The sequence below is a fragment of the Pseudomonas sp. TH31 genome (assembly GCF_016650815.1).
In the GTDB taxonomy this organism is placed as follows: Bacteria; Pseudomonadota; Gammaproteobacteria; order Pseudomonadales; family Pseudomonadaceae; genus Aquipseudomonas.
Genome location: NZ_JAEKEZ010000038.1, coordinates 365,513 through 390,056 on the forward strand (window position 1 = coordinate 365,513; position 24,544 = coordinate 390,056).

Consider the following 24,544-nt stretch of genomic DNA (forward strand, 5'->3'; position numbering starts at 1 on the left):
CAGGCGATCGAGCGATACATCCTTCCTCGCTGATAGAGATCGCTCCTCATGCACTGATCCCTATGTAGGAGCTGCCGAAGGCTGCGATCTTTGATCTTGATCTTTAAAAACAAGATCAAAAGATCGCAGCCTTCGGCAGCGCCTACAGATCGTTCGGGGTTACAGCCAGAAACTCACTGCGTACCAGCCCAGCGAGCCCATCACCACGGTGTATGGCAACGCCATCCACACCATCCGCCCGTAAGACAAGCGAATCAGCGGTGCAATCGCCGAACACCGAAGATGGCGCGGCGCAGGCGATTGAGCGATACATCCTCGGGCACTGAGTCCTGAGTAGGAGCTGCCGAAGGCTGCGATCTTTTGATCTTTAAAAACAAGATCGAAAGATCGCAGCCTTCGGCAGCTCCTACAGGTCGTTCGGGGTTACAGCCAGAAACTCACTGCGTACCAGCCCAGCGAGCCCATCACCACGGTGTACGGCAACGCCATCCACACCATCCGCCCGTAAGACAGGCGAATCAGCGGTGCAATCGCCGAACACCGAAGATGGCGCGGCGCAGGCGATTGAGCGATACATCCTCGGGCACTGAGTCCTGAGTAGGAGCTGCCGAAGGCTGCGATCTTTTGATCTTTAAAAACAAGATCGAAAGATCGCAGCCTTCGGCAGCTCCTACAGGTCGTTCGGGGTTACAGCCAGAAACTCACTGCGTACCAGCCCAGCGAGCCCATCACCATGGTGTACGGCAACGCCATCCACACCATCCGCCCGTAAGACAGGCGAATCAGCGGTGCAATCGCCGAACACCGAAGATGGCGCGGCGCAGGCGATTGAGCGATACATCCTCGGGCACTGAGTCCTGAGTAGGAGCTGCCGAAGGCTGCGATCTTTTGATCTTTAAAAACAAGATCGAAAGATCGCAGCCTTCGGCAGCTCCTACAGGTCGTTCGGGGTTACAGCCAGAAACTCACTGCGTACCAGCCCAGCGAGCCCATCACCATGGTGTACGGCAACGCCATCCACACCATCCGCCCGTAAGACAGGCGAATCAGCGGTGCAATCGCCGAACACCGAAGACGGTGCGGCGCAGGCGATTGAGCGATACATCCTCGGGCACTGAGTCCTGAGTAGGAGCTGCCGAAGGCTGCGATCTTTTGATCTTTAAAAACAAGATCGAAAGATCGCAGCCTTCGGCAGCTCCTACAGATCGTTCGGGGTTACAGCCAGAAACTCACTGCGTACCAGCCCAGCGAGCCCATCACCATGGTGTACGGCAACGCCATCCACACCATCCGCCCGTAAGACAGGCGAATCAGCGGTGCAATCGCCGAACACCGAAGATGGCGCGGCGCAGGCGATTGAGCGATACATCCTCGGGCACTGAGTCCTGAGTAGGAGCTGCCGAAGGCTGCGATCTTTTGATCTTTAAAAACAAGATCGAAAGATCGCAGCCTTCGGCAGCTCCTACAGGTCGTTCGGGGTTACAGCCAGAAACTCACTGCGTACCAGCCCAGCGAGCCCATCACCACGGTGTATGGCAACGCCATCCACACCATCCGCCCGTAAGACAAGCGAATCAGCGGTGCAATCGCCGAACACCGAAGATGGCGCGGCGCAGGCGATTGAGCGATACATCCTCGGGCACTGAGTCCTGAGTAGGAGCTGCCGAAGGCTGCGATCTTTTGATCTTTAAAAACAAGATCGAAAGATCGCAGCCTTCGGCAGCTCCTACAGGTCGTTCGGGGTTACAGCCAGAAACTCACTGCGTACCAGCCCAGCGAGCCCATCACCACGGTGTATGGCAACGCCATCCACACCATCCGCCCGTAAGACAAGCGAATCAGCGGTGCAATCGCCGAACACCGAAGATGGCGCGGCGCAGGCGATTGAGCGATACATCCTCGGGCACTGAGTCCTGAGTAGGAGCTGCCGAAGGCTGCGATCTTTTGATCTTGATCTTTAAAAACAAGATCAAAAGATCGCAGCCTTCGGCAGCGCCTACAGATCGTTCGGGGTTACAGCCAAAAACTCACTGCGTACCAGCCCAGCGAGCCCATCACCACGGTGTACGGCAACGCCATCCACACCATCCGCCCGTAAGACAGGCGAATCAGCGGTGCAATCGCCGAGGTCAGCAGAAACAGAAACGCCGCCTGACCATTGGGTGTCGCCACGCTCGGAAGGTTGGTCCCGGTATTGATGGCAATCGCCAGCGTCTCGAAATGCTCGCGGCTCATATGGCCGGAGATGAACGCCTGTTTCACTTCAGTGATGTAAATGGTGGCTACGAACACGTTGTCGCTGATCGCCGACAACAGCCCGTTGGCCATAAACAGCATGCCCGGTTGTTGATCGGCCGGCAGGGCCAGCACCCACTGAATCAACGGCGTGAACAGTTGCTGATCGTGTATCACCGCCACCACCGCGAAAAACACCACCAGTAACGCCGTGAACGGCATGGCGTCTTTAAACGCACTGCCGATGTGATGCTCCTCGGTGATACCGGTAAATGCGCTGATCAACACAATCACCATCAAACCGATCAGCCCGACTTCAGCGATGTGAAACGCCAGCCCGGCAATCAGGATCAACGCGGCCGCGCCCTGTACCAGCAGCGCTGCACGTTGGCGCGAAGTGCGTCCGGCATTGTCTTCGGCTGCATAGTTGGCCAGAACCGCGCGTACGTTGTCCGGCAGCAGCGTGCCGTAGCCGAACCAGCGCAGTTTCTCCAGCAAGACGCAGGTCACAAGTCCCGCCGCCAGCACCGGCAGTGACACCGGGGCGACTTTCAGGAAGAACTCGGCGAAATGCCAACCCATCTCGTGGCCGATCAACAGGTTCTGCGGCTCGCCAACCAGGGTGCAGACACCGCCCAAGGCGGTACCCACGGCGCCATGCATCAGCAGGCTGCGCAGGAAGGCGCGGAACTGATTGAGGTCTTCATGATGGAGTGTCGGCAGATGCTGATCGTCGCTGAACTCACTGTGCTGACGCGGATCGTTGCCCGAGGCGACGCGGTGATACACCGAGTAAAAACCTACCGCGGCACTGATGATCACCGCTGTAACGGTCAATGCATCGAGAAACGCCGACAGAAACGCCGACAGGAAACAGAACATCAGCGCCAGCAATGCCTTGGAGCGCACCCCGAGCAACAGGCGCGAAAACAGAAAGAGCAGCAGGTCTTTCATGAAATAGATGCCGGCCACCATGAACATCAGCAGCAGGATTACCGGAAAGTTGTGCACCAGTTCGTCATAGAGCGCCTGGGGCGTGGTCATCTTCAGCAGCAGCGCTTCAATCAGCAGCAGGCCACCAGGCATCAGCGGATAGCACTTGAGCGCCATGGCCAGGGTGAAAATGAACTCCAGGACCAGCAACCAGCCGGCAGCCACCGGCCCCACCGTCCACAGCACCAGGGCGTTGAGGATCAGGAACCCGACAATGCTCGCCTTGTACCAGCGGGGGAGTGCCCGAGAAAGTTATGCGCGAACGCCTGGGCCATTGAACCGGACATCGGCTACTCCTTGTATTAAGAAGCGCGCAACTTGCCGTAAGCGACCTTGAAGTTCAAGTGCAGTACCGTGATCTAGCTCAGATACCGCGCCACAACTGCCCGGTAATTGCCGTCCAGTGAATACCCGCCGACGACGATCCTGCCGTCGCCCTGCACAGCCAGGGAGGTGGCGGTGTCCAGGCTGCGCCCAAAGCGAGTGCGGACCCAACCCATGCCATTGGCAAAACTGCGGTCCAGTTGCCCGTCTGGCCGGTATCGCGCCAGGATGAAATCGGCTTCGACGCCGCCGATCGTGGCCCCAGCTGCGAGCACGCCACCGTCGGGCTGGACCTGGGCGGCGGTCCATTGGCTGCCACTGTGGCCGATTTCCAGCAGTTGGGGCTGGCCACCGGTGCAATGAGCATCCGGTCGGCCATTGCTGTGTATTTTCAGGGACAGGCAATGCATCGGGTCGCGGCTGCTGCCAAAACACTGCAAGTCACCATTATCCTGCTGGACGATCTGGCTGACCTGGGCGCTCCGCTTGCGTACCTGGAAAGTCATGAAGCCATCGATGGCAAAGCTTGCGTCCAGTTTGCCATCGGCGTGGTAACGCGCCAGTAGCCCTTCCTCCGGGAAACTGATCGAGCCGCCCGCCAGGATGCGTCCGTCCCGTTGCACCATCAGGCTGCCGAGCCAGGTGTTCATCAGCAAATGCCTGACCACCACGAAACCGCGGCCGTTGAACTCGCGGTCCAGTGTGCCGTCAGTGTTGAGACGGATCAGCAGACCGACATGATCGGACAGTTCGAAATGATGATTGGCCAGCAGCAGGATGCGACCGTCTTTTTGCACACAAATATCGCAAGCTTCGGCGCCCGGCACTCCGGGTGGCAGCCAGTCGTCACGAAGGCCCTGGGACAGGTCGCCGGGCAGGCGCACGACTAATCGTCCATTGTCGCCAAAGTGTCGAGCCGGCTGGCCGGCGGGGTCGAAAAGCGCCAGTGCGGGCAAGGTCCGGTGAGCGTCTTCGTAATGCAGGCCAGCCAGCAGGATCGACCCGCAAGGCAGGACGTGCACCTTGCTGGCCATGGCTTCGAAACCCAGTGCGAACTGGCCGATCAGGCTGCCCTGGTTGCCAAAGGACAGATCCGCCGATCCATCCTCAAGCAGGCGGGCCAGGCCAAAGCGGCTGCCGCCATGGGTGCCGACCTTGGCCGCGACCAGCAAACGGCCCTGGGGGTCGATGGCGATACCGTTGGCCATGCTGGACGCGCTGCCGGCGAAATACACCTGGGCTTTGCCGCCGGCGGCAAAATCCGGATCGAGGTGCCCGGCTTGATTCAGGGTGACAGGGCGGGCGAAAGCGGTCTGAGTTTGCATGCACGCATCTCCTTGCCAGTCGACCCGATACCGGAAGCCGGGAGGGCGACTGCATGTGCGAAACATTCAATCCCTGAATGCCAGGTCGCACAACTGTCATTACTAACAGGCGGAGGGTCGCTTTGTGCCAGAACAGTGTCTTTTGGAACCACTGAAGAGGGTGCCAACAATCGAGCCTTTATAAAGCAAAGATCGCAGCCTTCGGCAGCGCCTACAGGGAAACGCTTATTCCAATGTAGGAGCTGCCGAAGGCTGCGATCTTTGGATCTTTAATTAATGCGGCATGGACCACTGTTGCAGCGTGTAGCCATCTTCGCTGAGTGCAGCACGAGCCTGTTCCAGCAGATGTTCAAGTTGTACCGGATCGGAATATGCGCTGCTCGGGATCTGCGCGCGGCCAATACGGTTATTGGTGCGGTCGATGACGCTCAGGCTGAGTTCGCCGTTACCGTCCTGTGGGGCCCAGGCCACGCATTGAAATGGCTTGAACGCGCGGTCGGCAATCAAAAGAGCTTCGTTGATACGGAGCGGGGCAGTCATGGGGTCTTCTCTCTGTTTGCCCAATCAAGTGATGTGCCGTCGGTTGGGCTTACCGTTCGGCTGGTTACTTGTACTGATGTCCTCAGTGGGGGTTGGGTCACACACAATCCAAAGAAAATTCAACTTTCTTTCATATACTCAGTATTCAGGCCGCTTTTGAAAGCGGGTTGAAAGGTTCGACTCGATAGGTAACTAACAAACTTCCTCTTATAACTAATTGGTTAAGACTCCTATAGTCAAACGATACAAGGCCCCGTCAAATTCTTGCTAATGTTACAGCCAGGTCTGCCAAACGACTGTTTTTAATAATATTTCCTTAAATTTGGCGCCAAGGAACAGTCATGATCGAAGCGCCTGCCCTACGACGTCTGTTAGTGGTTGATCCTTGTGACGATTGCCATCGTCTTTTGCCGGGTTTACGTTCTGTAGGTTGGGACGTTGACAGCTGTACGCTGGAAAACGCTGCCGATCGAACCTGCGATGTCGGCCTCTTGCGCTTGCAGCCTTTTCACCTGGAGCGACCGGAAGCGGTCAAGGAACTGATCAGCCGCAGCGGCACCGAATGGATCGCCGTGCTCAACCAGGAAGTCCTGCGACTGCAGAACGTCGGGGACTTTGTGTGCGAATGGTTTTTCGACTTCCATACCTTGCCGTTCGATGTCTCCCGGGTTCAGGTGACCCTGGGCCGGGCGTTCGGTATGGCGCGGTTGCGCGGGCAGGGTACGATTCACATTGATCAGCCTGAGCACGAGTTGCTCGGTGACAGCAAGCCGATTCGCGAACTACGCAAGCTGCTGAGCAAACTGGCGCCCACCGAGTCGCCGGTGTTGATCCGTGGCGAGAGCGGGACCGGCAAAGAGTTGGTTGCCCGCACCTTGCATCGACAATCTCAGCGCCACAGCAAACCCTTCGTGGCGATCAACTGCGGCGCGATTCCTGAACACTTGATCCAGTCCGAACTGTTTGGCCACGAGAAAGGCGCCTTCACCGGTGCGCATCAACGCAAGGTCGGGCGGATCGAAGCGGCGAATGGCGGCACGTTGTTTCTCGATGAAATCGGTGACCTGCCCCTGGAGTTGCAAGCCAATTTACTGCGCTTCCTGCAGGAAAAACACATTGAACGAGTCGGCGGCAGTCAGCCGATTCCGGTGGATGTGCGGGTGTTGGCGGCGACCCACGTTGACCTTGAGGCCGCTATCGAGAAGAAACGCTTTCGCGAAGACTTGTACTACCGCCTCAACGTACTGCAAGTGGTTACCGCGCCGTTACGTGAGCGTCATGGCGATCTGTCGATGCTGGCCAACCACTTTTCGCATTTCTACAGCCATGAAACCGGTCGGCGCCCTCGAAGCTTCAGCGAAGACGCGTTGATCGCCATGGGCAAGCATGACTGGCCGGGCAACGTTCGCGAATTGGCCAACCGGGTGCGCCGCGGGTTGGTGCTGGCGGAAGGACGGCAGATCGAGGCTCGGGATCTGGGGCTGATCAGCCAGCAGACGATCGCAGCCCCCATGGGCACGCTTGAAGACTACAAGACCCGCGCCGAACGCCAGGCGTTGTGCGATGTATTGAATCGCCACAGTGATAACTTGAGTGTGGCGGCGAGGGTCCTGGGTGTTTCCAGGCCGACGTTCTACCGGTTGTTGCACAAGCATCAGATTCGATAAACACAGCGCCCCGCTTTTCGTAGGAGCAGCGCTTGCTCGCGATGTCGGCCTCACCGCCGCCCGCTTTTTTCAACCGTACGCCCCTCCACAATCGCCCCAGCAAAAAGCCCCGCCGCGATAAATCTCGCAGCGGGGCTTTTTCGTTGTGGATCAGAAGTAGTACGGGAATTTCAGGCTGAAGGTGAAGTCCGGAGCATCGGGTGTCATGCCCAGGGACAGGTTGGGTACGATGGTCAGGTTAGGCGAGGCTGCGATGGTCATGCCGATATTGAAGTACCCGGCGTTGGCATCACTGGAAACAACCGACTGCCAATCCCCGCCGTCTGGCTTGAGCGAGCTCCTGCGCTGAACCAGGTCAGACATCGAGAACGACATACTCATCTTCTCGTTCAAGGCGAACGCGACGCCCATGCCCACTTGGAAACTGTCGCCGATCCTGACCTTGCCCGGGGTGGTCTGATTGACCGTGGAGCTGATATCGCTGAAAGACTCCTCCAGGTTGTGGGTATACGACAGGGTGCCGAACAGCACAGCCGGGTCGAAGGTTTTCACCAGCGAGATGCCAGGGGTAATCGACCAGACACCGTTACCGGTGGGCAGGCTTTCAGGCACAAACAAGTTGGTGTTGGTCGGCGACTGGACCAGCTTGATCCCGAACGGGTCCTTGCCGGTAGGTGCCTTGAGGCGCAAGGTGAAGACGGCATCCGGCAAGTTGGCCGATTCGTCGAGGAATTTGTAAGCCACCCCGGCGTTGATATCGCCGATGGTCGGGTCACGGCTGACGTCACCCTCGCTGGTCACGTTCGCTGCCCCGTTGTTGCCGCCACCGGATTGGTAGGTCGATTCGCGATAGACCACGGGCACGTTCAGGTCGAACTGCCAACGGTTGTTGTAGTTGTAACGGCCGGTGAGGTCCAGGGTATAGGTGTCAGCCTTGATCCGGTCCAGGTTGATGTTGCCGAGGAAAATCGAATCCAGCGCGAGGAAGCCGTTGAGGGTCAGCTGTCGGGTGTCGTAGTGTGAATAAGTCACACCGGTTTCAAGACTGAACTTGCCGCCGCCGAAGAAGCCGCTGGCTTCGTCATACAGGTTGGTCACGCTCTGCGCCGGCTGTGAATCGTCAGCCAGCGATTGACCGTAGGAGGCGCCGCTGCCTCCGGCTGCGCCCCCTGATGCAGCCGCTGCGCCGGTGCCGCGGTTGGCCACTTGCGTATTGCCTTTGAGGTCTGCTGGCGATTTGGCCAGGCGTTTGGGCTGCGGCGTTGCAGGTTGCTCCTCAACCTGGCGTACCCGTTGCTCAAGTATGGCCAGGGCCTTTTGCTGTGTTTCGTAGCGTTGTTTAAGGTCGAGAAGCTCCTGCTTCAACGCCGCAACATCCGCATCCGGCGCCGCTTGCAACATGGCGGCCGGAAAAAGTGTGCTCAAACATACGACTGCGCGCAGCGATGCCGATCGATACATGAAATAAGCCGTCCCTTTAAGCCCAATGATCGAAGTCAGCGTAGTTCAATATTTCGAAATGTGTAGTTCGTTGAGCAGCACTTTAGTTACGTAGCCCCTTGAGTTGATTGAGAGTCTGCGAAGCACCCGCCGCTGGGTTGAGGTTGTTGTTCATGACCACGTTGAGCAGGGTCTGGTTGTTCACCAGGTTGCTGCTACCCAGCAGCGTGGTGTTCTGCATCAAGCCGCTCTGGGCCACTTGTTGCAGGGCCGTGCCCTGATTGTTGCTGGCCTGAATGGCCATTTGCACACCGCCACTGATGCTGGTCACGGCGACGCTGCCGGCGCCGTTGCTGCCGCTGATGGTCTGACCACTCATCAACACCTGACCCTGGGCCGGCGCCAGCGCAGGTGCCGTGCTGGATTGAGTGACGTTGATACCAACGTTGTTGTTGGCCGTGTTGCTGTCGCCCGCTGCCCGGACACTCTGGGTGACACCTTGAGTCGAGCCGAGGCCGGCGCCACCGATCACGTTGCCGGTGCCCTGCGTCGGCGTGCTGCCGTTACCGGTTTTAGCGATGGTGGATACATAGAATTGAGGTTTGACGGTGGAGGACTGGATCTGCATCGAGGTGGCAGCCCCGATCAGGTCGCCGCTGGCGTTGCGCCAGGTGCTGCTCATGACGATGCCGAAGCTGATGATGCGCCCCGGCATGACAAAACGACCGCGCAGCTCACCGAGCTCCTGGTCGCTGATGGGGATGGGTTTGAATCCTTCATTGGCAAAGCTTGACGCACTTGCTGCCAGGCAGGCGGCGGCCAGCCAGTATGAGGTTTTCATCTGCTGCTCCCGGAGCGTCCTGCTCCATTTATCATTATTAGGCGCTAAAAGAAGTCGCTCTGAATGAAACCGAATTCCATCAGTTCCGCGTCTCTGACCGGGCTGAACTCATCGAGTTTATTCTTGGCGGTCAGGGGGGCCGGAGGGTCGAGCAAAACATTGGCTTTGTCGTAGCCAGGGCCGACGATGGCGAAAACGATGCCGTTCCAGCCTTTGACAAAGTCATCATGGGCGTAGCGTTTATGGCCAAGAACCGGGTCGCCGATGTACACCCATTCCTTGTCTGCCCGCTGCAATACCACGAAGTGCTTGTAGCCACGAATGTCCATCAGGACCACGACCGGAATCGAGACTGAACTCAGCTTTTCAGGCGGGATCTTGTATCCTCTGGCGCGCATGCCGATGCTTTCCACGTAGTGCTTCATGTCCAGCATGGAGAAACCCTGGGTACGAACCAGGTTCTGGTCAGCGTTGACCAGCATGCCTTTGATGATGTGGTCCTCATCGACGTCGAGCCAATAGGCCTGGCGTAACACGGTTGCCAGTGCGGCGGCGCCGCAACTGAAATCGGTTTTTTGCTCGACAATGTCGCTGAACTTGCGCTCACGAATACTTTGCACATGCTTATAGACCAGCATGCCGCCAGGAAGGGCGGCTACAGGCATTTGAGCGGCTTGACTGACACCGCACAGGCATAGCAGGAAGGTGAGGGCGGTCATACGCATGATCGATACGCCTATTTCCGGAGTGTGGAAAAGCCCCGTTGCCGGGGCTTTGTTGACGGTCCAGATTAATGGCTGACCGACGAGATCGACAGGCTGTTGGCTTGTTGGTTGCCGACACCGGACGAGACGTTTGCTCCCATGTTGCCCTGAGAGCCGTTCAGCGAATTGCTCAGGCTGGCGGTGTTGAGCACAGGAGCTGTCCAACCACTTGGGGTCAACACTTGCTGGGTGGTCACGCCGCCCAGTTCGAAAGCGCCCACTGCCGCGAAGGTAGAGGTGCTGTTGCCGCTGTTGCCGTGGTTGTTGCCGCGGTCGTTGCCATAACCACCATGATTGTCATGATTGTCAGCTTTGGTTTTGGCTACGCCCACTGCCACGAAGGCACCCGAACCTTTGAAAGTACCGGTGAGGGTGTCTTTCTTGAAGGTCTGAACGCCTTGGTTTTCTACCACCAGGCCAGTGGAAGACTGGCTGGATGCCGAGATAGCCTGAGACTGGCCATTCGTGCCCGAGGCAATTGCCATATTGTTTTTCTGTTGGTTGAAGTTGCCGGAAGTCGAGTTCAGGCCGATGTTGCCGGAGCTGTTGTTGCCGGAGCCTGAGATCGATGCGGTGTTAACCGTCGAGTTGTTGTTCACATAGTTGTTGTTGTTGACCTGGTTCACACTGGACAGGGAGCTCGCGCCGTTTGCGGTGCCGAAAATAAAGGCCTCGTCGGAAGCGATAGCGGCGGCGTTGTCTTGTTGGTTGCCGTCGCCGGCTGCAACGTTGGCGCCCATGTTGCCGCTGGAGCCGTTCAACGAATTGCTCATGGTGGCGTTGTTTTGGGTGGCCTGGTTGTTTACAACGTTGCTGTCACTGTTCTGTGCATCGATTGCGGAGGCACTGGCACCCGCGACGATTTGCGGTGGAGGAGGAGGGTAGTGGCCGTGATCGCCGCCCTGATTGCCACCGCCTGCTTGTGCTGCCATTGCCATCACTGCTGCCAGAGCGAAAACCAGTGGTTTAAGAGCCATTGTAGGTTTCATGGTGTTTCTCCGTGCTCATTAGTTGGTTAAGTGTTGGTACGTCTACTGCACTGCAATTGGGTCAGTTCGAGACCCGGATGCTCAGGGTGTTAGCTATCTGGTTTCCCACCCCGGCACTCTGGTTCACCTGAATCACTCCGCGGCTGCCGGTGAAGGCCTGGTCGCTGGTAACGACCTGGCGGCTGCCTTTTGAAGCGTCAGTTGCTCCTGAGCTGGTTGACGGCGTCACGTTCTGCTGGGAAAGGACGCTGTCGTCGATACTTTGCGGGCCTGTGCTGATGCTTATCCGCATTGCGTTGGCCATCTGGTTGTTGGCGCCAGCCGACTGGTTAACGCCCAGTACACCGCTGCCATTGCTGAAAGAGTTGCCACCGATGCTGGCGGTTGCGTTCATCCGTGGATCGGCGGGGGTATTGATGTTCTGGTTCACGAGGGTGCTCGCCGAGGCATTGTTGCCAATGGCGATGGCTCGGGCGTTGGTCTGCTGCGATTGATCGCCAGCCGCCTGGTTAACACCCAGGTTGCCGCTGTACTGGGCGCCGGAACTCTGAATGGTGGCGCTGTTGACCACCGGCACATTGGAGTCGGCCATGACGCCGGCACTGGCCAGCAGGGCGATGAAGATCAGGGAGAGTTTCATTTCACCCCTCCCAGATTGGTTAGAGGGGCGAGACCGGTGCTCATGCTGCGGTTTATGGTTCCAGAGATTGAAGCCCCGGCACCGGCCGTATTACCGCTGCCACCGCTGCCACCGCCCACGCCGGGTATGCTATTGGAACCGCTTACAACGTTCAGTCCCTGTGGGCTGGCCCCGTTGAAGTTGATCATGCTGCTGATTGAAGAACCGCTGGCAATGCCGGCAAAATCACTGTCACTCAGTTCCCCGTCGTGGGTCGCCCGGACGACGTTTGCCGAAGGGTTGGCACTGACAGTGGTCGGGTAGGGGTCTTTGCCGCCGTTACGACCTATAGGAATCGGTTGAACCTGACGCTGGATAACGATCACGCCATTGCCATCGGCCATGACTGGAAGACTGGTGAGGGCGCTGACGGCACACCCGATCAGCAGTACATTCGTCAAACCTTTGTTGAAAGTTCCCACGGCAGCAATTCCTTCTTCGTTGTGGGCTGGCTTCTGTCAGCGTTATGAAGGAGAGAGCGAAAGCTGTGCCGCTTTTTGATTGTTGTTTTATTTCAATGGGTTAGCGGAAAGTCCGAAAGTGGCGATGTTCGAACTGTTTCATGATTGAGACACTACTCAGTGCCTGCAATCGGCTGATGCAGTCCAAAAGCTCTAGAACAAGGGTTTGCGCCAAGGTGTATCAGAACCTTAACAAGTGCCATGACAGGACAATGAAGGGCGTTGAAACAGGGCTTTTTCAGGAGGGGAGGTGTTTCAGAAACGGACACTTTGGCCACAAAACAGCGGAAAACACTGGGGCTTTCGCCCCAAAGGCAAGGTCAGGAGCGGAGCAGCAGGGTGACGGCTTGCAGCGCTTGAACCCGGCGTTGCGCCCAGTTCCCTTGCAACACTTGAAACGGTTGTTGATGCTGTTCCAGCCAAACGTGGGTGGCATTGAAAAATGCTCGCCGCTCATCGAGCGAGGGCTGGCACCGCTGACCATCGTCCGTCCAGTCGACCTGCTCAGGCGACAGCAGCAAATGCAAGTCGTAGTGTCGAGCCAGCAGCGCCTGCTCGATCCAGGCCGGGCAGTCGCCGAACAGGGTCTGGCTCCAGAGAATGTTGCTCAACAAATGTGTATCCAGAATCAACAGGCGCGGCTGCCCGGCCCGGGCCTCGTCTTCCCATCGCAGTTGGCCACGGGAGATTTCGGGGATGTCGGCGAGGCAGGTGTCCCGGGATTTTGTTCGATGAACCAGCGCACGTATTCATCGACCAGCACACCGCCGAACTGCGTTTTGAGCTCGGCCGCCAACCAGCTCTTGCCGCTGGATTCGGGGCCGGTGAGTACCAGCACTTTCATGCGTGCAACGCCGGATCGGCGCGCCATTCACGCCAGCCCTGCACCGCGATCACGGTGAACAAACCGTAGAGGGTCGCGGTCAGGTACAGGCCTTTGTAAATGAACAGCCCGACAAAAATCACATCGAGGACGATCCACAACGGCCAGCATTGCACGCGCTTTTGCGCCATCCATAACTGCGCCACCAGGCTGAAACCGGTCAGCGCGGCATCGAGCCAGGGTTGGGCAGCGTCGGTCCAGTGAGCCATTGCCGCGCCCAGCAGCAGGCTGCCGATGGCACCGATGGCCAGCCCGAGCACTGTCGAGCGGGCATCCAGTTCACTGACTTGCCGGCCGTCATGGGCGTTGCCTGCGCGGGTCCACTGCCACCAGCCATAGAGTTGCAGCGCGGCGTAAATCACCTGCAGCAGCATGTCCGAATACAGCTTCACGTCGAAGAAGATCCAGGTGTAAAGCAGCACCATCACCAGCCCGATCGGCCAGCACCAGGGGTTCTGTTTGACCGTCAGCCAAACGGCAATCACGCCGAGGGCGGCCGCAAACAGTTCAAGCCCGGACATGGAGGTTCCTTGGGGGAAATCGAAGAGGGGGCGGATTGTAGCGGGAAGATCAAAAGATCGCAGCCTTCGGCGGCGCCCGCAGGCGCGTAGGAGCTGCCGAAGGCTGCGATCTTTTGGCTTTACACCCGAAACTGCTTGAGCAACCCGTTCAACTGCTCACTCAATTCCTTCAGGTGAACACTGGCCAAACTCGACTGCTCCGCCGCCAGTGCCGTGCTGTGGGACAGCCCGGCGGCCTGGGTGACGTTCTGGTTGATGTCTTCCACCACATGGGCCTGTTGCAGGGTGGCGCTGGCAATCGACGCATTCAGCCCGTTGAGGTTGCGCAGGGCCTGACCGATAGCGCTCAGGCTCGCACCGGCCAGCCCGGCCTGTTCGATGGTCAGTTGCGACGCCCGGCTGCTGTCGCCGATCACCTTGACCGCTGCTTCGGAGTGATTTTGCAGGCGTTCGATCATCGACTGGATCTCCGCCGTGGACTTCTGGGTACGCTGGGCCAGCAGACGCACCTCATCGGCCACCACCGCAAACCCACGACCTTGCTCGCCGGCCCGGGCGGCTTCGATGGCGGCGTTGAGTGCCAGCAGGTTGGTTTGTTCGGCAATCGAGCGGATCACTTCCAGCACGCTGCCAATCTGGGTGCTTTCGGCGGCGAGGGTGCGAATCACTTCGACCGCCTGATCAATGGTGCTGGAGAGTTTATCAATCTGCTGCAAGCTGCCATCGATGTTGACCTGGCCTTGCTGCGCCTGAGACTCGGCGTCGCGCATTTCGCTGGCTGCATGCTCAGCGTTCCTGGCCACATCCTGCACGCCGTAGGTCACTTCATTGATCGCGGTTGCCACCAGTTCCATTTGCTGGGACTGCTGCTGACTGCGTTGCTGAGCCTGCGCGGCGTCGTTACCCAAATCGCTGGACGACTGGCCCAGGGCGCTGGCAGAGGCCTGCAACTGGCTGATCACCTGGCGCAGCTTGGCGGTAAAGGCGTTGAAGTGCCGCGCCAGTTGCGTGACTTCGTCCTGGCCGTGGGTGTCGAGGCTGCGGGTCAGGTCGCTTTCGCCGCTGGCAATGTTGGCCATGGCGTTCACCGCTTCTTGTAATGGACGCACGATGCTGCGGGCAATCAGGATCACCAGCAGCGCCATGATCAGGGCAATCGCCATGCCGATAAACGACGCTTCCCAGACCTGGCCGTAGAACTCGGCCTGCATGTCATCGATGTACACGCCCGAACCGATCACCCAGCCCCAAGGCTCGAACAGTTTGACGTAGGAGGTTTTTTCTACCGGCGCACTGGCGCCCGGTTTCGGCCAACGGTAATCGACCATGCCGGCACCCTTGGCCTTGACGATGGCGACCATTTCATTGAACAGCGCAAAACCATCCGGGTCGCGGATCGTCGAAAGGTTCTGGCCTTCGAGTTTCGGGTTGGCCGGGTGCATGATCATCACCGGCGTCAGGTCGTTGATCCAGAAGTAGTCGTTCTGGTCGTAGCGCAGCCCGCGAACTACGGTCAGCGCCTGTTTTTGCGCAGCTTCGCGGCTGAGCGTGCCGGCGGTTTCCAGGTCGTGGTAATAGTTCAGAATGCCACTGGCGGTTTGCACCACATGCTGGGTTTTCTGCGCTTTGCCGTCGTACAGGTCATCGTGGATCTGTTTGAGCATCAACGCGCCCAGCGTCAGTAACATCACGATGGCCACGATCAAGATGAGCCACAAGCGTCGGCTGATCGACACACTGCGCAAGCTGTTCATAACGCGGTCACTCCGGATTCTTTTTCTTGTAATAAACGGTCGCCAGCATCCAACCACGCTTTCCCGGTCGGGACTATGCGACGCAAGTCCAATTACGCGACGGCGTTAATCAGGCATCTCTGATAGGATTTCGGCCTTGCACGGAAAAACCTGAATCCAAGTTGATTTTTCACGGGATTTTTACCGTCTGGTAGTGATCCTGTGTGCACCAGACTTCAGCTACGCTGAGCGCAGTGAACGTATTAAAAATATTAACGGGGCGGGCCTAGATGCAACGCCTTTGGGGGATAGATGGACCTTTGGACCGCCTTTCAGGCGCTGATTCTTGGAGTCGTAGAAGGGCTGACGGAGTTTTTGCCCATTTCGAGTACAGGGCACCAGATCATTGTTGCGGACTTGCTCAACTTTGGTGGTGAGCGCGCCATTGCATTCAACATCATTATCCAGTTAGGCGCGATCCTGGCCGTGGTCTGGGAGTTTCGTCGCAAAATCCTCGACGTGGTCACCGGTTTGCCGACCCAGCCGAGTGCACGTCGCTTTACCGCCAACCTGTTGATTGCCTTCATGCCGGCGGTGGTGCTGGGGGTGATTTTTTCCGATTTGATCCACGAGTATCTGTTCAACCCGATCACAGTCGCGGCCGCGTTGGTCGTCGGCGGGATCATCATGTTGTGGGCCGAGAAGCGTCAGCATGAAGTGCACGCCGAAACGGTCGATGACATCACCTGGCAGGACGCGCTGAAGGTCGGTTTCGCCCAGTGCCTGGCGATGATCCCCGGAACATCGCGTTCCGGTTCGACGATTATTGGCGGCCTGCTGTTCGGGTTGTCGCGTAAAACCGCGACCGAGTTCTCGTTCTTTCTGGCCATGCCGACCATGGTTGCCGCGGCGGTTTATTCAGGCTTCAAGTACCGTCATCTGTTCGTGCCGGCAGACTTTCCAGTGTTCGCCGTCGGCTTCATTACGGCGTTCATCTTCGCGATGATCGCGGTCAAGGCGCTGCTCAAGTTCATTGCCACCCACAGCTATGCGGCATTTGCCTGGTATCGGATTGCGTTCGGCCTGGTGATCCTGGCGACCTGGCAGTTTGGCTGGATCGATTGGGCTGCCGCCAAACCATGAGTGACTCCGGCGCGCGGAACAACCCCGGCCGCAAGTCCGGGGGCGAGGTCCAGCATCTTCGCCTGAAACTGCTGGTGTTCGCCGCTCTTTGTACGCTGCCGCTGTATGGAGCGTTGTCCTTATGGCTGCGCGGCGTTTCGTTGATTCCCCTGGCGGGTTACGGCGTGGTCAGCGTGCTGGCGTTTTTCCTGTACTGGGGCGACAAGCGCAAGGCCCGCGCCGACAACTGGCGCACGCCGGAAAACATCTTGCACGCGGTGGAACTGGCTGGTGGCTGGCCGGGCGCCTTGTTGGCTCAGCAAGTGTTCAGGCACAAGACCCGCAAAGTTTCGTTTCAATTGGTGTTCTGGCTGATCGTGCTGCTGCATCAGGTGCTCTGGATCGACCAGTTGTTCCTTGGTGCGCATCTTTTGGCCTTCTTTTAAACAGGGTGAAACACGCACCTAGTAGCAGCTGCCGAAGGCTGCGTTCGGTGCGGGCCGCGTTCGGACGAAGCCGTCGTGAAATCAGGCTGCTCGGTTCTGCAGTTGGACCGCATTCACCGGGTTTACGACTGCTGCGCAGCCGAACGCTGCCTCGCGGTGCTCGACAGCTGCTACGGGGCGCGTTACGGCAACATCAGCCCGGCCAGGCGATATGCACCTTGTAGCAGCTGCCGAAGGCTGCGTTCGGTGCGGGCCGCGTTCGGACGAAGCCGTCGTGAAATCAGGCTGCTCGGTTTTGCAGTTGGACCGTTTTCAGCGGGTTTGCGACTGCTGCGCAGCCGAACGCTGCCTCGCGGTGCTCGACAGCTGCTACGGGGGCGTTACGGCAACATCAGTCCGGCCAGGCGATATGCACCTTGTAGCAGCTGCCGAAGGCTGCGTTCGGTGCGGGCCGCGTTCGGACGAAGCCGTCGTGAAATCAGGCTGCTCGGTTTTGCAGTTGGACCGTTTTCAGCGGGTTTGCGACTGCTGCGCAGCCGAACGCTGCCTCGCGGTGCTCGACAGCTGCTACGGGGGGCGTTACGGCAACATCAGTCCGGCCAGGCGATATGCACCTTGTAGCAGCTGCCGAAGGCTGCGTTCGGAGCGGGCCGCGTTCGGACGAAGCCGTCGTGAAATCAGGCTGCTCGGTTCTGCAGTTGGACCGCATTCACCGGGTTTACGACTGCTGCGCAGCCGAACGCTGCCTCGCGGTGCTCGACAGCTGCTACGGGGGCGTTACGGCAGCAATAGTCCGACCTGGGTACGCTTGGGCAACTTGCTCACCACTAATTGGTGGGATCGTTGCAACAAGCCTTGCAGTTCTTCGGCGCCCAGCGGGTAGGGCGTCTGCATGATGATCCATTGCGCCCGGGCCAGGTACGGCGCCGGGTGAATGCCCGGTCGGTCGCAATGGCCGAGAAACAGATCCTTGTCGACTTTGAACGCCAGGGAATCGCCCCGCAGGTTCTGTAATGCGAACATCTTGTTGCCGGCAATCGAAAACACCCGCACACCGTCCCATTTGTAATCCTCCCGCGCTCCGGGCAGCGTCAGGCAAAACTGTGCGACATCCGCTTCGCTCATGCGTCCAGCCTTCATATCAAACGGTCCCCGCAGGCATTGAATGATTCGATCAAGTGGTCGAGCCAGGCACGGACGGCCGGCATCACCCCGCGGCGATGAGGGTAGACCGCTTGCAGCCAGCCGCCAGGCATTGACCAGTCGGGGAGCAACTGGACCAGTGAGCCGTCCGCCAACTCGGACTCGCAATACATCATCGGCAAAATCGTGAAACCCTGGCCGGCGAGGGCGCAGGCCCTGCGTACGATAAAGTCGTCAATGCCCAGCCGTGCTTCCAGTGCCAGGTCGCAACTTTTGCCCTGTTGATCGAGCATGCGGATATGCACCATGCGGTCGGGTTCAAGGGCGCCGAGTACCGGCAGGCCCTTGAGGTCTTCCGGGTGATTGACCTCGCGGCCGTGCAGGAAGGCCGGGCTGGCGACCATGAGCGTCTGCGCCTGGCGCAGACGCCGGGTGACCAGCAGCGGATCTTCATCCCCCAGCTCGCGGACGCGCAGGGCGACATCAACACCTTCGGTGACCAGATCAACCCGGCGGTTGACCAGCATGACCTCCAGCTGGACCTGCGGATACTTCTCCAGAAAGTCGCTGATGACCGTCGGCAACATTTGATTGGCCAAACCCACCGGACAAGATACCCGCAACCGCCCCAGGGTTCGCTGGACATGCTGGCCACCGCTTCGTCGGCCATCTCGGCCTCCAGCAACATTGCCTGGCAGTGACGCAGGTAACGCTCGCCCACGGCTGTCAACTTCAGTTGCCGGGTGGTGCGCTGCAGCAGGCGCGCGCCCAGGCGTTCTTCCAGTTCGGCGATACGCCGTGACAGCCGCGACTTGGGAATCCCCAGCAACCGGCCGGCCGCCGCGAAGCCGCCGGCTTCGACAACCTTGGCGAAATAGTAGAGGTCATTAAGGTCTTGCATGGGTTTGAGGCTCGACTGTTCTATCAGTGGGACGAACTATCGCATTGTTGCGGGCTAATCAGCTATTGGATTCATCTGTAGGATCACCTCCATCAGATCGCCCGGTGGCGATCCTCACCTGGAGATCACTTATGAAACTGTTGCATATCGATTCGAGCATTTTGGGTGACAATTCGGCTTCCCGTCAGCTGAGTGGTGAAGTGGTTAAAGCCTGGCAAGCCGCTGATGCTTCGGCCGTCGTGACTTACCGTGACCTGGCCGCCGATGCCATCAGCCATTTCTCTTCGACTACTTTGGTCGCTGCCGGCACGACCGCAGAACTGCGTAACGCCGCACAACAGCACGAAGCCGAACTGAGCGCCTCAACCCTGGCCGAGTTCCTCGCCGCAGATGCTGTGGTCATTGCCGCCCCGATGTACAACTTCACCATCCCGACCCAACTCAAGGCCTGGATCGACCGCATCGCCGTTGCCGGCCAGACATTCCGCTACACCGAAGCCGGCCCTGAAGGCCTGTGCGGTGGCAAGAAAGTCGTGATCGTTTCGACCTCCGGCGGCATGCACGTTGGTCAGGCGACCGGTGTGGCTCACGAAGACTACTTGAAAGTGCTGTTCGGTTTCCTGGGCATCACCGACATCGAGTTCGTCCGCGCCCATGGCCTGGCCTACGGTGATGAAGTACGTACCAAAGCCATGAGCGACGCGCACACGCAAATCAGCGAACAACTGTTTGCCGCTGCCTAAGATTCTTTCTTAAGGTTCTTTCGTAAGCATCGCGTAAAGAATACTAAACAGCTCGGGTATCCTCTGAAAAACTCTGTATTCTGATCATGGTAATGATCGGTTACAGAGTTTTTTTGTTTTTAACGATTTTTCATGTTGTGGCCCAGGTTATGCAGTCGAGGGTTAACGTCCCCGTTCTGCAACGACCTTGGTGGCCGCAAACACTGGCACAAGGCCGCGTACTCCGCCACTCGGAGCACTTCGGGCTTTTCAGTCAAGTAACAAGGGTGGGGCATCCCATGGTGCGTCTCTGTGCAGCGTTACTGATTTGCGTGCTCGGCAGCCTGAATACAGTGCAAGCCAGGCCTGCGCCGAATCTATATTCGAGCGTCGGCTATCACGAGATGACGTTCCTCGATCCGCTGGATCTGCAACCGATGCGCGCCATCGCTTTTTACCCGTCCAGCGAACTGGAGCACACCAGCAAACTGGAGGGCTATACCGTCGAGGCCGGTGCAGACACCAAAGTCGCCATCGGGCGCTTCCCGATGCTGATGCTGTCACATGGCAACGTCGGCACCCCGCTGGCCTTGCACGACCTCGCCACTTCGCTGGCCCGCAAGGGTTTTGTGGTGGTGGCGGTGATCCATCCTGGCGACAATTCCAAAGATCACAGCCGTCTCGGCACGCTGAGCAATCTCTACGGGCGGCCGCTGCAAATTTCCGAAGCCATTACCGCCACGTTGGGTGACCCGATGCTGGCGCCTTTTGTCGACGCCGATCAGGTGGGTGTTATCGGCTACTCGGCGGGCGGCGAAACCGCGTTGATCCTGTCCGGCGCTACACCGGACCTGGATCGGCTGCGGCGCTATTGCCAGCAACGCCCGGATGACCGAGATGCCTGCAACACCAAGGGCGAGCTGATTGTCGACCGTGATGATTTGGTGCCAGTGGCCGACCCGCGCGTGCATGCCTTGCTGCTGATGGCGCCGCTGAGTCTCAAGTTCGGCCGTCACACCCTGGCGGATGTGCACGTGCCAGTGCTGCTTTACAGCGGTGACGGCGACAAACTGGTGGCTTTCGACAAGAACGCCGCCGCGCTGGCGCGCAAACTGCCGATCGCGCCGGACTTCAAGTTGCTGGCAGGCGCTGGTCACTTCGTGTTCATGGCGCCTTGCAACGAAGAACAGATTATCGCCATGCCGGCGTTGTGTACCGATGCCGATGGCGTTGATCGCGAAGACATTCACCGCAACCTGGTCTCCGAAGCCGGACGTTTCTTTTCACATGCCTTGGCCAAACCGACGCGGGCGGGGATGCAGACGGCTGATCAATAAGGCTGACGCCATCCCCTGTAGGAGCAAGGCTTGCCCGCGATGGCGATCTCAAAGACGCCATCGCGGGCAAGCCTTGCTCCTACAGGATCGCGTGTGTCAGGCCAATGCGCGGCGTTTCAGTAGCAGCGTCAAACCGAGCCCGGTCACTGACAACAACGCCGCACTGAAGAAAATCCACGAATACCCCAGATTCAACGCCACTGCGCCCATCAACGGTCCGGCAATCGCCAGCGCCAGGTCAAAAAACACTGCATAAGCACTCAGTCCCGCGCCGCGACTGGAGTTCGGCACCTGTTTGATCGCCTCGACGCCCAGTGCCGGATACACCAGCGACAAACCAAACCCGGTCAACCCGGCGCCGATCAACGCGTAAGCGGTGGATGGTGCCATCCAAAGCATGACCAGCCCGACGGTTTCGATGGTCATGCAGGCAATGGCCGAGGTGAAACCGCCGAAACGGCTGATGGCCGAGATGAACAACAGTCGCGACAGAATGAAACAGACCCCGAACACCGTCAGGCAATACGCGGCGCCGGTCCAGCCACGGTTTAAGTAATACAAGGTAATGAAAGTGGTCAGGGTCCCGTAGCCGACGGACGCCAGGCTCAGGCTCGCCCCGAACGGGGCGATGCGCCCGAACACCGCCCAGAACGGCAAACGTTCGCCGCGAATTACCGGCACCGACGGCTTGTTGCGGATCAGCAACAGCGCCCCCAAGGCCAGCGTCGACAGGACAATCCCGAGGCTGGCGAACCCATACTCGGCAACCATCACCACCCCCAGCGGCGCACCAATGGCAATGGCGCCGTAGGACGCGATACCGTTCCAGGAAATCGAACGCGCCGTGTGCTCGGCGCCGACCTGGCCCATGCACCAACTGATGGTACCGACGCCGATCAAGCCTTGGGCGATCCCCAACAGCAGCCGGCCGGCGATCAGGATCAGCAGACTCAGCAGCGGGACGCTTTGCAGCAGCGTTGAAATCAACGTCAGCACGCCACTCAACACAATCCCCGACAAGCCGTAAACAATCGCCCGCTTGGTGCCGATGTTGTCCGACATCCGTCCGGCCATGGGGCGGCTGAGCAGGGTGGCCAGGTACTGGCAGCCAATGGTCAGGCCCGCGATGATCGCGCTGAAACCCAGCTGTTCATGGACATACCCCGGCAATACCGCAATCGGCAGGCCGATGCAGAGGAAGGCAATAAAGGTATAGAAGACAATGGAGACGATCTGCAGGGTGATCGCCATGGAGCTTTGCGGGGGCAGCTGCTGCGCAGACATGAGGGCTCGTTCGCGGGCGGCGGTAGGAGAACTGCATCATGGCTTGGGTCGGAAATAAAAGGAAGCAGGCTAACTATAAGATCAAAAGATCGCAGCCTTCGGCAGCTCCTACAGGGGTATGCATTCCATTGTAGGAGTTGCCGAAGGCTCGGGCCATGCAGGTGGAAACTGTGTTTGCCGATGTCGATACCGAGAAGCGTCATCGTGTTCATGAGAGATCCTCCGCCGAAAACGAGAAAAGCCCTGCAAGCGTAATCCTGCAGGGCTTCTCGGTCAGGCTGACCATCTCATTAAGCCCCGCCACCAGGACAGGGCTTTTAGTTTTCAGCCGCTACTTAGAACACGACGCCCTGACTACGCAGGTAATCGTCATAGGTGCCGCTAAAGTCGATCACGCCACTAGGGCTCAATTCGATAATGCGGGTGGCCAGGGACGATACGAACTCACGGTCGTGGCTGACGAAGATCAGCGTGCCCGGGTAGTTCTCCAGCGCCAGGTTCAGCGCCTCGATGGATTCCATGTCCAAGTGGTTGGTCGGTTCGTCCATGATCAGCACGTTCGGCTTCTGCAGGATCAGCTTGCCGAACAGCATGCGACCTTGCTCACCACCGGAGATGACCTTGACCGACTTCAGAATCTCGTCGTTGGAGAACAGCATCCGGCCGAGGGTGCCACGAACGATTTGCTCGCCGCCCTGGGTCCATTGGCCCATCCAGTCGAACAGGTTGCAGTCTTCTTCGAAGTCGTGCGCGTGGTCCTGGGCGTAGTAGCCCAGTTCGGCGGCGTCGGTCCACTTCACGGTGCCGGCATCCGGGGTCAGTTCATTGACCAGGGTGCGCAGCAGGGTGGTTTTACCGATACCGTTCGGGCCGATGATCGCCACGCGCTCGCCAGCTTCAACGACGAAGCTGAAATCCTTGAACAGCGGCTTGCCGTCGAAGCCTTTGGCCATGCGCTCGACGATGACCGCCTGACGGTGCAGCTTCTTGGTTTGTTCGAAACGGATGAACGGGCTCACACGGCTCGAAGGCTTGACCTCGGCCAGTTGGATCTTGTCGATCGCCTTGGCGCGGGAGGTCGCTTGCTTGGCTTTCGAGGCGTTGGCCGAGAAGCGGCTGACGAACGATTGCAGCTCGGAAATCTGCGCTTTCTTCTTGGCGTTGTCCGACAGCAGCTGCTCGCGGGACTGGGTCGCCACGGTCATGTATTCGTCGTAGTTGCCCGGGAACAGGCGCAGCTCGCCGTAGTCCAGGTCAGCCATGTGGGTGCACACGCTGTTCAGGAAGTGACGGTCGTGAGAGATGATGATCATCAGGCTGGAGCGCTGGGTCAGAATGTTTTCCAGCCAACGGATGGTGTTGATGTCCAAGTGGTTGGTCGGTTCGTCGAGCAACAGCACTTCAGGATCGGAGAACAGTGCCTGAGCCAGCAATACGCGCAGTTTCCAGCCTGGGGACACTTCGCTCATCGGGCCGAAGTGCTGCTCGATGCCGATACCCAGGCCCAGCAACAGTTCACCGGCCCGGATTCGGCGGTGTAGCCGTCCATTTCGGCGAACTCGGTTTCCAGCTCGGCCACAGCCATGCCGTCTTCTTCGGTCATTTCCGGCAGCGAGTAGATGCGATCGCGCTCGGCCTTGACCTTCCACAACTCTTCGTGACCCATGATCACGGTGTCGATCACGGTGAATTCTTCGTAGGCGAACTGGTCCTGGCGCAATTTACCCAGACGCACGTTCGGCTCGAGCATGACCTGGCCGCCGGACGGCTCGAGATCGTCACCGAGGATTTTCATGAAGGTCGACTTGCCGCAACCGTTGGCGCCGATCAGGCCGTAGCGGTTACCCGCTGCGAATTTGACCGAAACGTTCTCGAATAACGGCTTGGCGCCGAACTGCATCGTGATGTTAGCTGTAGAAATCAAAGGTTTTTCCTGCGAAGCATTCAGAGTAGCTAAGGGTGCGGCAGTACCGATTCAGTACCCGGTTCCGGTATTCAAACCACGGGAAATGCATCCCGGTCAGAAGCGGAAGGTCCATCTGGCAATAAGTGGACAGCAGCAATGGAGCGCTTGGCCCGAGTCGAAGTGCGCTGAGGCGGGATTCATTCCCGTCATCAACCAAGGGGGGCGCGTAATGTTTGGCGGCGATTGTACTGGTCTGGCTCTTTAAACGATAGGGCGTTGAGGCCGTAC

Annotated in this window: 17 protein-coding genes and 11 pseudogenes; 5 read left to right on the forward strand and 23 right to left on the reverse strand. The window is 58.8% G+C overall.

Annotated features, from left to right (window positions below):
- Positions 1 to 159: 159 nt before the first annotated feature.
- The 10 genes and pseudogenes from JFV26_RS35100 to JFV26_RS32125 all read right to left on the reverse strand — a co-directional run.
- Positions 160 to 282, reverse strand: a pseudogene (locus JFV26_RS35100) (hypothetical protein); the annotation flags it as partial.
- Between the two features lie 141 nt (positions 283 to 423).
- A pseudogene (locus tag JFV26_RS35105) lies at positions 424 to 546 on the reverse strand (hypothetical protein); the annotation flags it as partial.
- A 141-nt stretch (positions 547 to 687) separates the two neighbouring features.
- Positions 688 to 810 (reverse strand): annotated as a pseudogene (locus tag JFV26_RS35110) (hypothetical protein); the annotation flags it as partial.
- Positions 811 to 951: 141 nt separating this feature from the next.
- Positions 952 to 1,074, reverse strand: a pseudogene (locus tag JFV26_RS35115) (hypothetical protein); the annotation flags it as partial.
- Between the two features lie 141 nt (positions 1,075 to 1,215).
- Positions 1,216 to 1,338, reverse strand: a pseudogene (locus JFV26_RS35120) (hypothetical protein); the annotation flags it as partial.
- A gap of 141 nt (positions 1,339 to 1,479) precedes the next feature.
- Positions 1,480 to 1,602, reverse strand: a pseudogene (locus JFV26_RS35125) (hypothetical protein); the annotation flags it as partial.
- Between the two features lie 141 nt (positions 1,603 to 1,743).
- Positions 1,744 to 1,866, reverse strand: a pseudogene (locus JFV26_RS35130) (hypothetical protein); the annotation flags it as partial.
- A gap of 147 nt (positions 1,867 to 2,013) precedes the next feature.
- A pseudogene (gene nhaB, locus JFV26_RS32115) lies at positions 2,014 to 3,515 on the reverse strand (sodium/proton antiporter NhaB).
- 72 nt (positions 3,516 to 3,587) lie between these two features.
- The gene (locus tag JFV26_RS32120; RefSeq protein WP_201197547.1) at positions 3,588 to 4,877 is read right to left on the reverse strand and encodes a hypothetical protein; all 1,290 of its coding nucleotides are present in this window, start codon (positions 4,875 to 4,877) and stop codon (positions 3,588 to 3,590) included.
- Positions 4,878 to 5,150: 273 nt separating this feature from the next.
- Positions 5,151 to 5,417 (reverse strand): hypothetical protein, encoded by a 267-nt coding sequence (locus tag JFV26_RS32125; RefSeq protein ID WP_201197548.1) that lies wholly within the window; start codon positions 5,415 to 5,417, stop codon positions 5,151 to 5,153.
- A gap of 341 nt (positions 5,418 to 5,758) precedes the next feature.
- Between JFV26_RS32125 and JFV26_RS32130 the strand changes: the two genes are divergently transcribed.
- On the forward strand, positions 5,759 to 7,084 hold the full coding sequence (locus JFV26_RS32130) for a sigma-54 dependent transcriptional regulator (protein ID WP_201197549.1): 1,326 nt from the start codon (positions 5,759 to 5,761) through the stop codon (positions 7,082 to 7,084).
- 150 nt (positions 7,085 to 7,234) lie between these two features.
- On the opposite strand, the gene JFV26_RS32135 is transcribed toward JFV26_RS32130, so the two are convergent.
- The 9 genes and pseudogenes from JFV26_RS32135 to JFV26_RS32175 form a co-directional block, all read right to left on the reverse strand.
- Positions 7,235 to 8,545: a hypothetical protein gene (locus tag JFV26_RS32135; protein WP_201197550.1), complete on the reverse strand. Its 1,311-nt coding sequence runs from the start codon at positions 8,543 to 8,545 to the stop codon at positions 7,235 to 7,237.
- An 82-nt stretch (positions 8,546 to 8,627) separates the two neighbouring features.
- Positions 8,628 to 9,365, reverse strand: coding sequence for a hypothetical protein (locus JFV26_RS32140; RefSeq protein ID WP_201197551.1), 738 nt, complete (start codon positions 9,363 to 9,365; stop codon positions 8,628 to 8,630).
- 44 nt (positions 9,366 to 9,409) lie between these two features.
- Positions 9,410 to 10,090, reverse strand: a complete 681-nt coding sequence (locus JFV26_RS32145; protein WP_201197552.1) for a C39 family peptidase — start codon at positions 10,088 to 10,090, stop codon at positions 9,410 to 9,412.
- Positions 10,091 to 10,155: 65 nt separating this feature from the next.
- Positions 10,156 to 11,118, reverse strand: a complete 963-nt coding sequence (locus tag JFV26_RS32150; protein WP_201197553.1) for a heme utilization protein — start codon at positions 11,116 to 11,118, stop codon at positions 10,156 to 10,158.
- Positions 11,119 to 11,179: 61 nt separating this feature from the next.
- The gene (locus tag JFV26_RS32155; RefSeq protein ID WP_201197554.1) at positions 11,180 to 11,758 is read right to left on the reverse strand and encodes an adhesin; all 579 of its coding nucleotides are present in this window, start codon (positions 11,756 to 11,758) and stop codon (positions 11,180 to 11,182) included.
- Complete coding sequence (locus JFV26_RS32160; protein ID WP_201197555.1) at positions 11,755 to 12,219, reverse strand: hypothetical protein; 465 nt, start codon at positions 12,217 to 12,219, stop codon at positions 11,755 to 11,757. The genes JFV26_RS32155 and JFV26_RS32160 overlap by 4 nt, the downstream gene beginning before the upstream one ends.
- A 359-nt stretch (positions 12,220 to 12,578) precedes the next feature.
- Positions 12,579 to 13,102, reverse strand: a pseudogene (locus JFV26_RS32165) (AAA family ATPase).
- Positions 13,099 to 13,662, reverse strand: a complete 564-nt coding sequence (gene pnuC, locus JFV26_RS32170; protein ID WP_201197556.1) for a nicotinamide riboside transporter PnuC — start codon at positions 13,660 to 13,662, stop codon at positions 13,099 to 13,101. The pseudogene JFV26_RS32165 and the gene pnuC overlap by 4 nt, the downstream one beginning before the upstream one ends.
- Before the next feature lie 119 nt (positions 13,663 to 13,781).
- A complete protein-coding gene (locus JFV26_RS32175) occupies positions 13,782 to 15,416 on the reverse strand; it encodes a methyl-accepting chemotaxis protein (RefSeq protein WP_201197557.1) in 1,635 nt (544 codons plus the stop codon).
- Positions 15,417 to 15,707: 291 nt separating this feature from the next.
- On the opposite strand from JFV26_RS32175, the gene JFV26_RS32180 reads away from it, so the two are divergent.
- Together JFV26_RS32180 and JFV26_RS32185 are read left to right on the forward strand one after the other, a co-directional pair.
- A complete protein-coding gene (locus tag JFV26_RS32180) occupies positions 15,708 to 16,538 on the forward strand; it encodes an undecaprenyl-diphosphate phosphatase (RefSeq protein ID WP_201197558.1) in 831 nt (276 codons plus the stop codon).
- Entirely contained in the window at positions 16,535 to 16,963 is a 429-nt protein-coding gene (locus JFV26_RS32185; protein WP_201197559.1) for a DUF1294 domain-containing protein, read from the forward strand. Before JFV26_RS32180 ends, JFV26_RS32185 begins: the two co-directional genes overlap by 4 nt.
- A gap of 777 nt (positions 16,964 to 17,740) precedes the next feature.
- On the opposite strand, the gene JFV26_RS32190 is transcribed toward JFV26_RS32185, so the two are convergent.
- Both JFV26_RS32190 and JFV26_RS32195 read right to left on the reverse strand, forming a co-directional pair.
- Positions 17,741 to 18,103 (reverse strand): MmcQ/YjbR family DNA-binding protein, encoded by a 363-nt coding sequence (locus tag JFV26_RS32190; RefSeq protein ID WP_201197560.1) that lies wholly within the window; start codon positions 18,101 to 18,103, stop codon positions 17,741 to 17,743.
- A pseudogene (locus JFV26_RS32195) lies at positions 18,100 to 19,007 on the reverse strand (LysR substrate-binding domain-containing protein). Before JFV26_RS32195 ends, JFV26_RS32190 begins: the two are co-directional and overlap by 4 nt.
- 131 nt (positions 19,008 to 19,138) lie before the next feature.
- Here JFV26_RS32195 and JFV26_RS32200 point away from each other — a divergent pair.
- Positions 19,139 to 19,750, forward strand: a complete 612-nt coding sequence (locus JFV26_RS32200) for an FMN-dependent NADH-azoreductase (protein WP_201197561.1) — start codon at positions 19,139 to 19,141, stop codon at positions 19,748 to 19,750.
- Positions 19,751 to 20,028: 278 nt separating this feature from the next.
- Positions 20,029 to 21,066 carry an alpha/beta hydrolase family protein gene (locus tag JFV26_RS32205; protein WP_201197562.1) on the forward strand — a complete coding sequence of 346 codons (1,038 nt, stop codon included), beginning with the start codon at positions 20,029 to 20,031 and terminating at the stop codon, positions 21,064 to 21,066.
- Between the two features lie 96 nt (positions 21,067 to 21,162).
- Here the strand turns inward: JFV26_RS32205 and JFV26_RS32210 are convergent, their stop codons facing one another.
- Positions 21,163 to 22,350, reverse strand: a complete 1,188-nt coding sequence (locus JFV26_RS32210) for an MFS transporter (protein WP_201197563.1) — start codon at positions 22,348 to 22,350, stop codon at positions 21,163 to 21,165.
- 335 nt (positions 22,351 to 22,685) lie between these two features.
- Positions 22,686 to 24,274 (reverse strand): annotated as a pseudogene (locus JFV26_RS32215) (ABC-F family ATPase).
- Positions 24,275 to 24,544 lie beyond the last annotated feature (270 nt).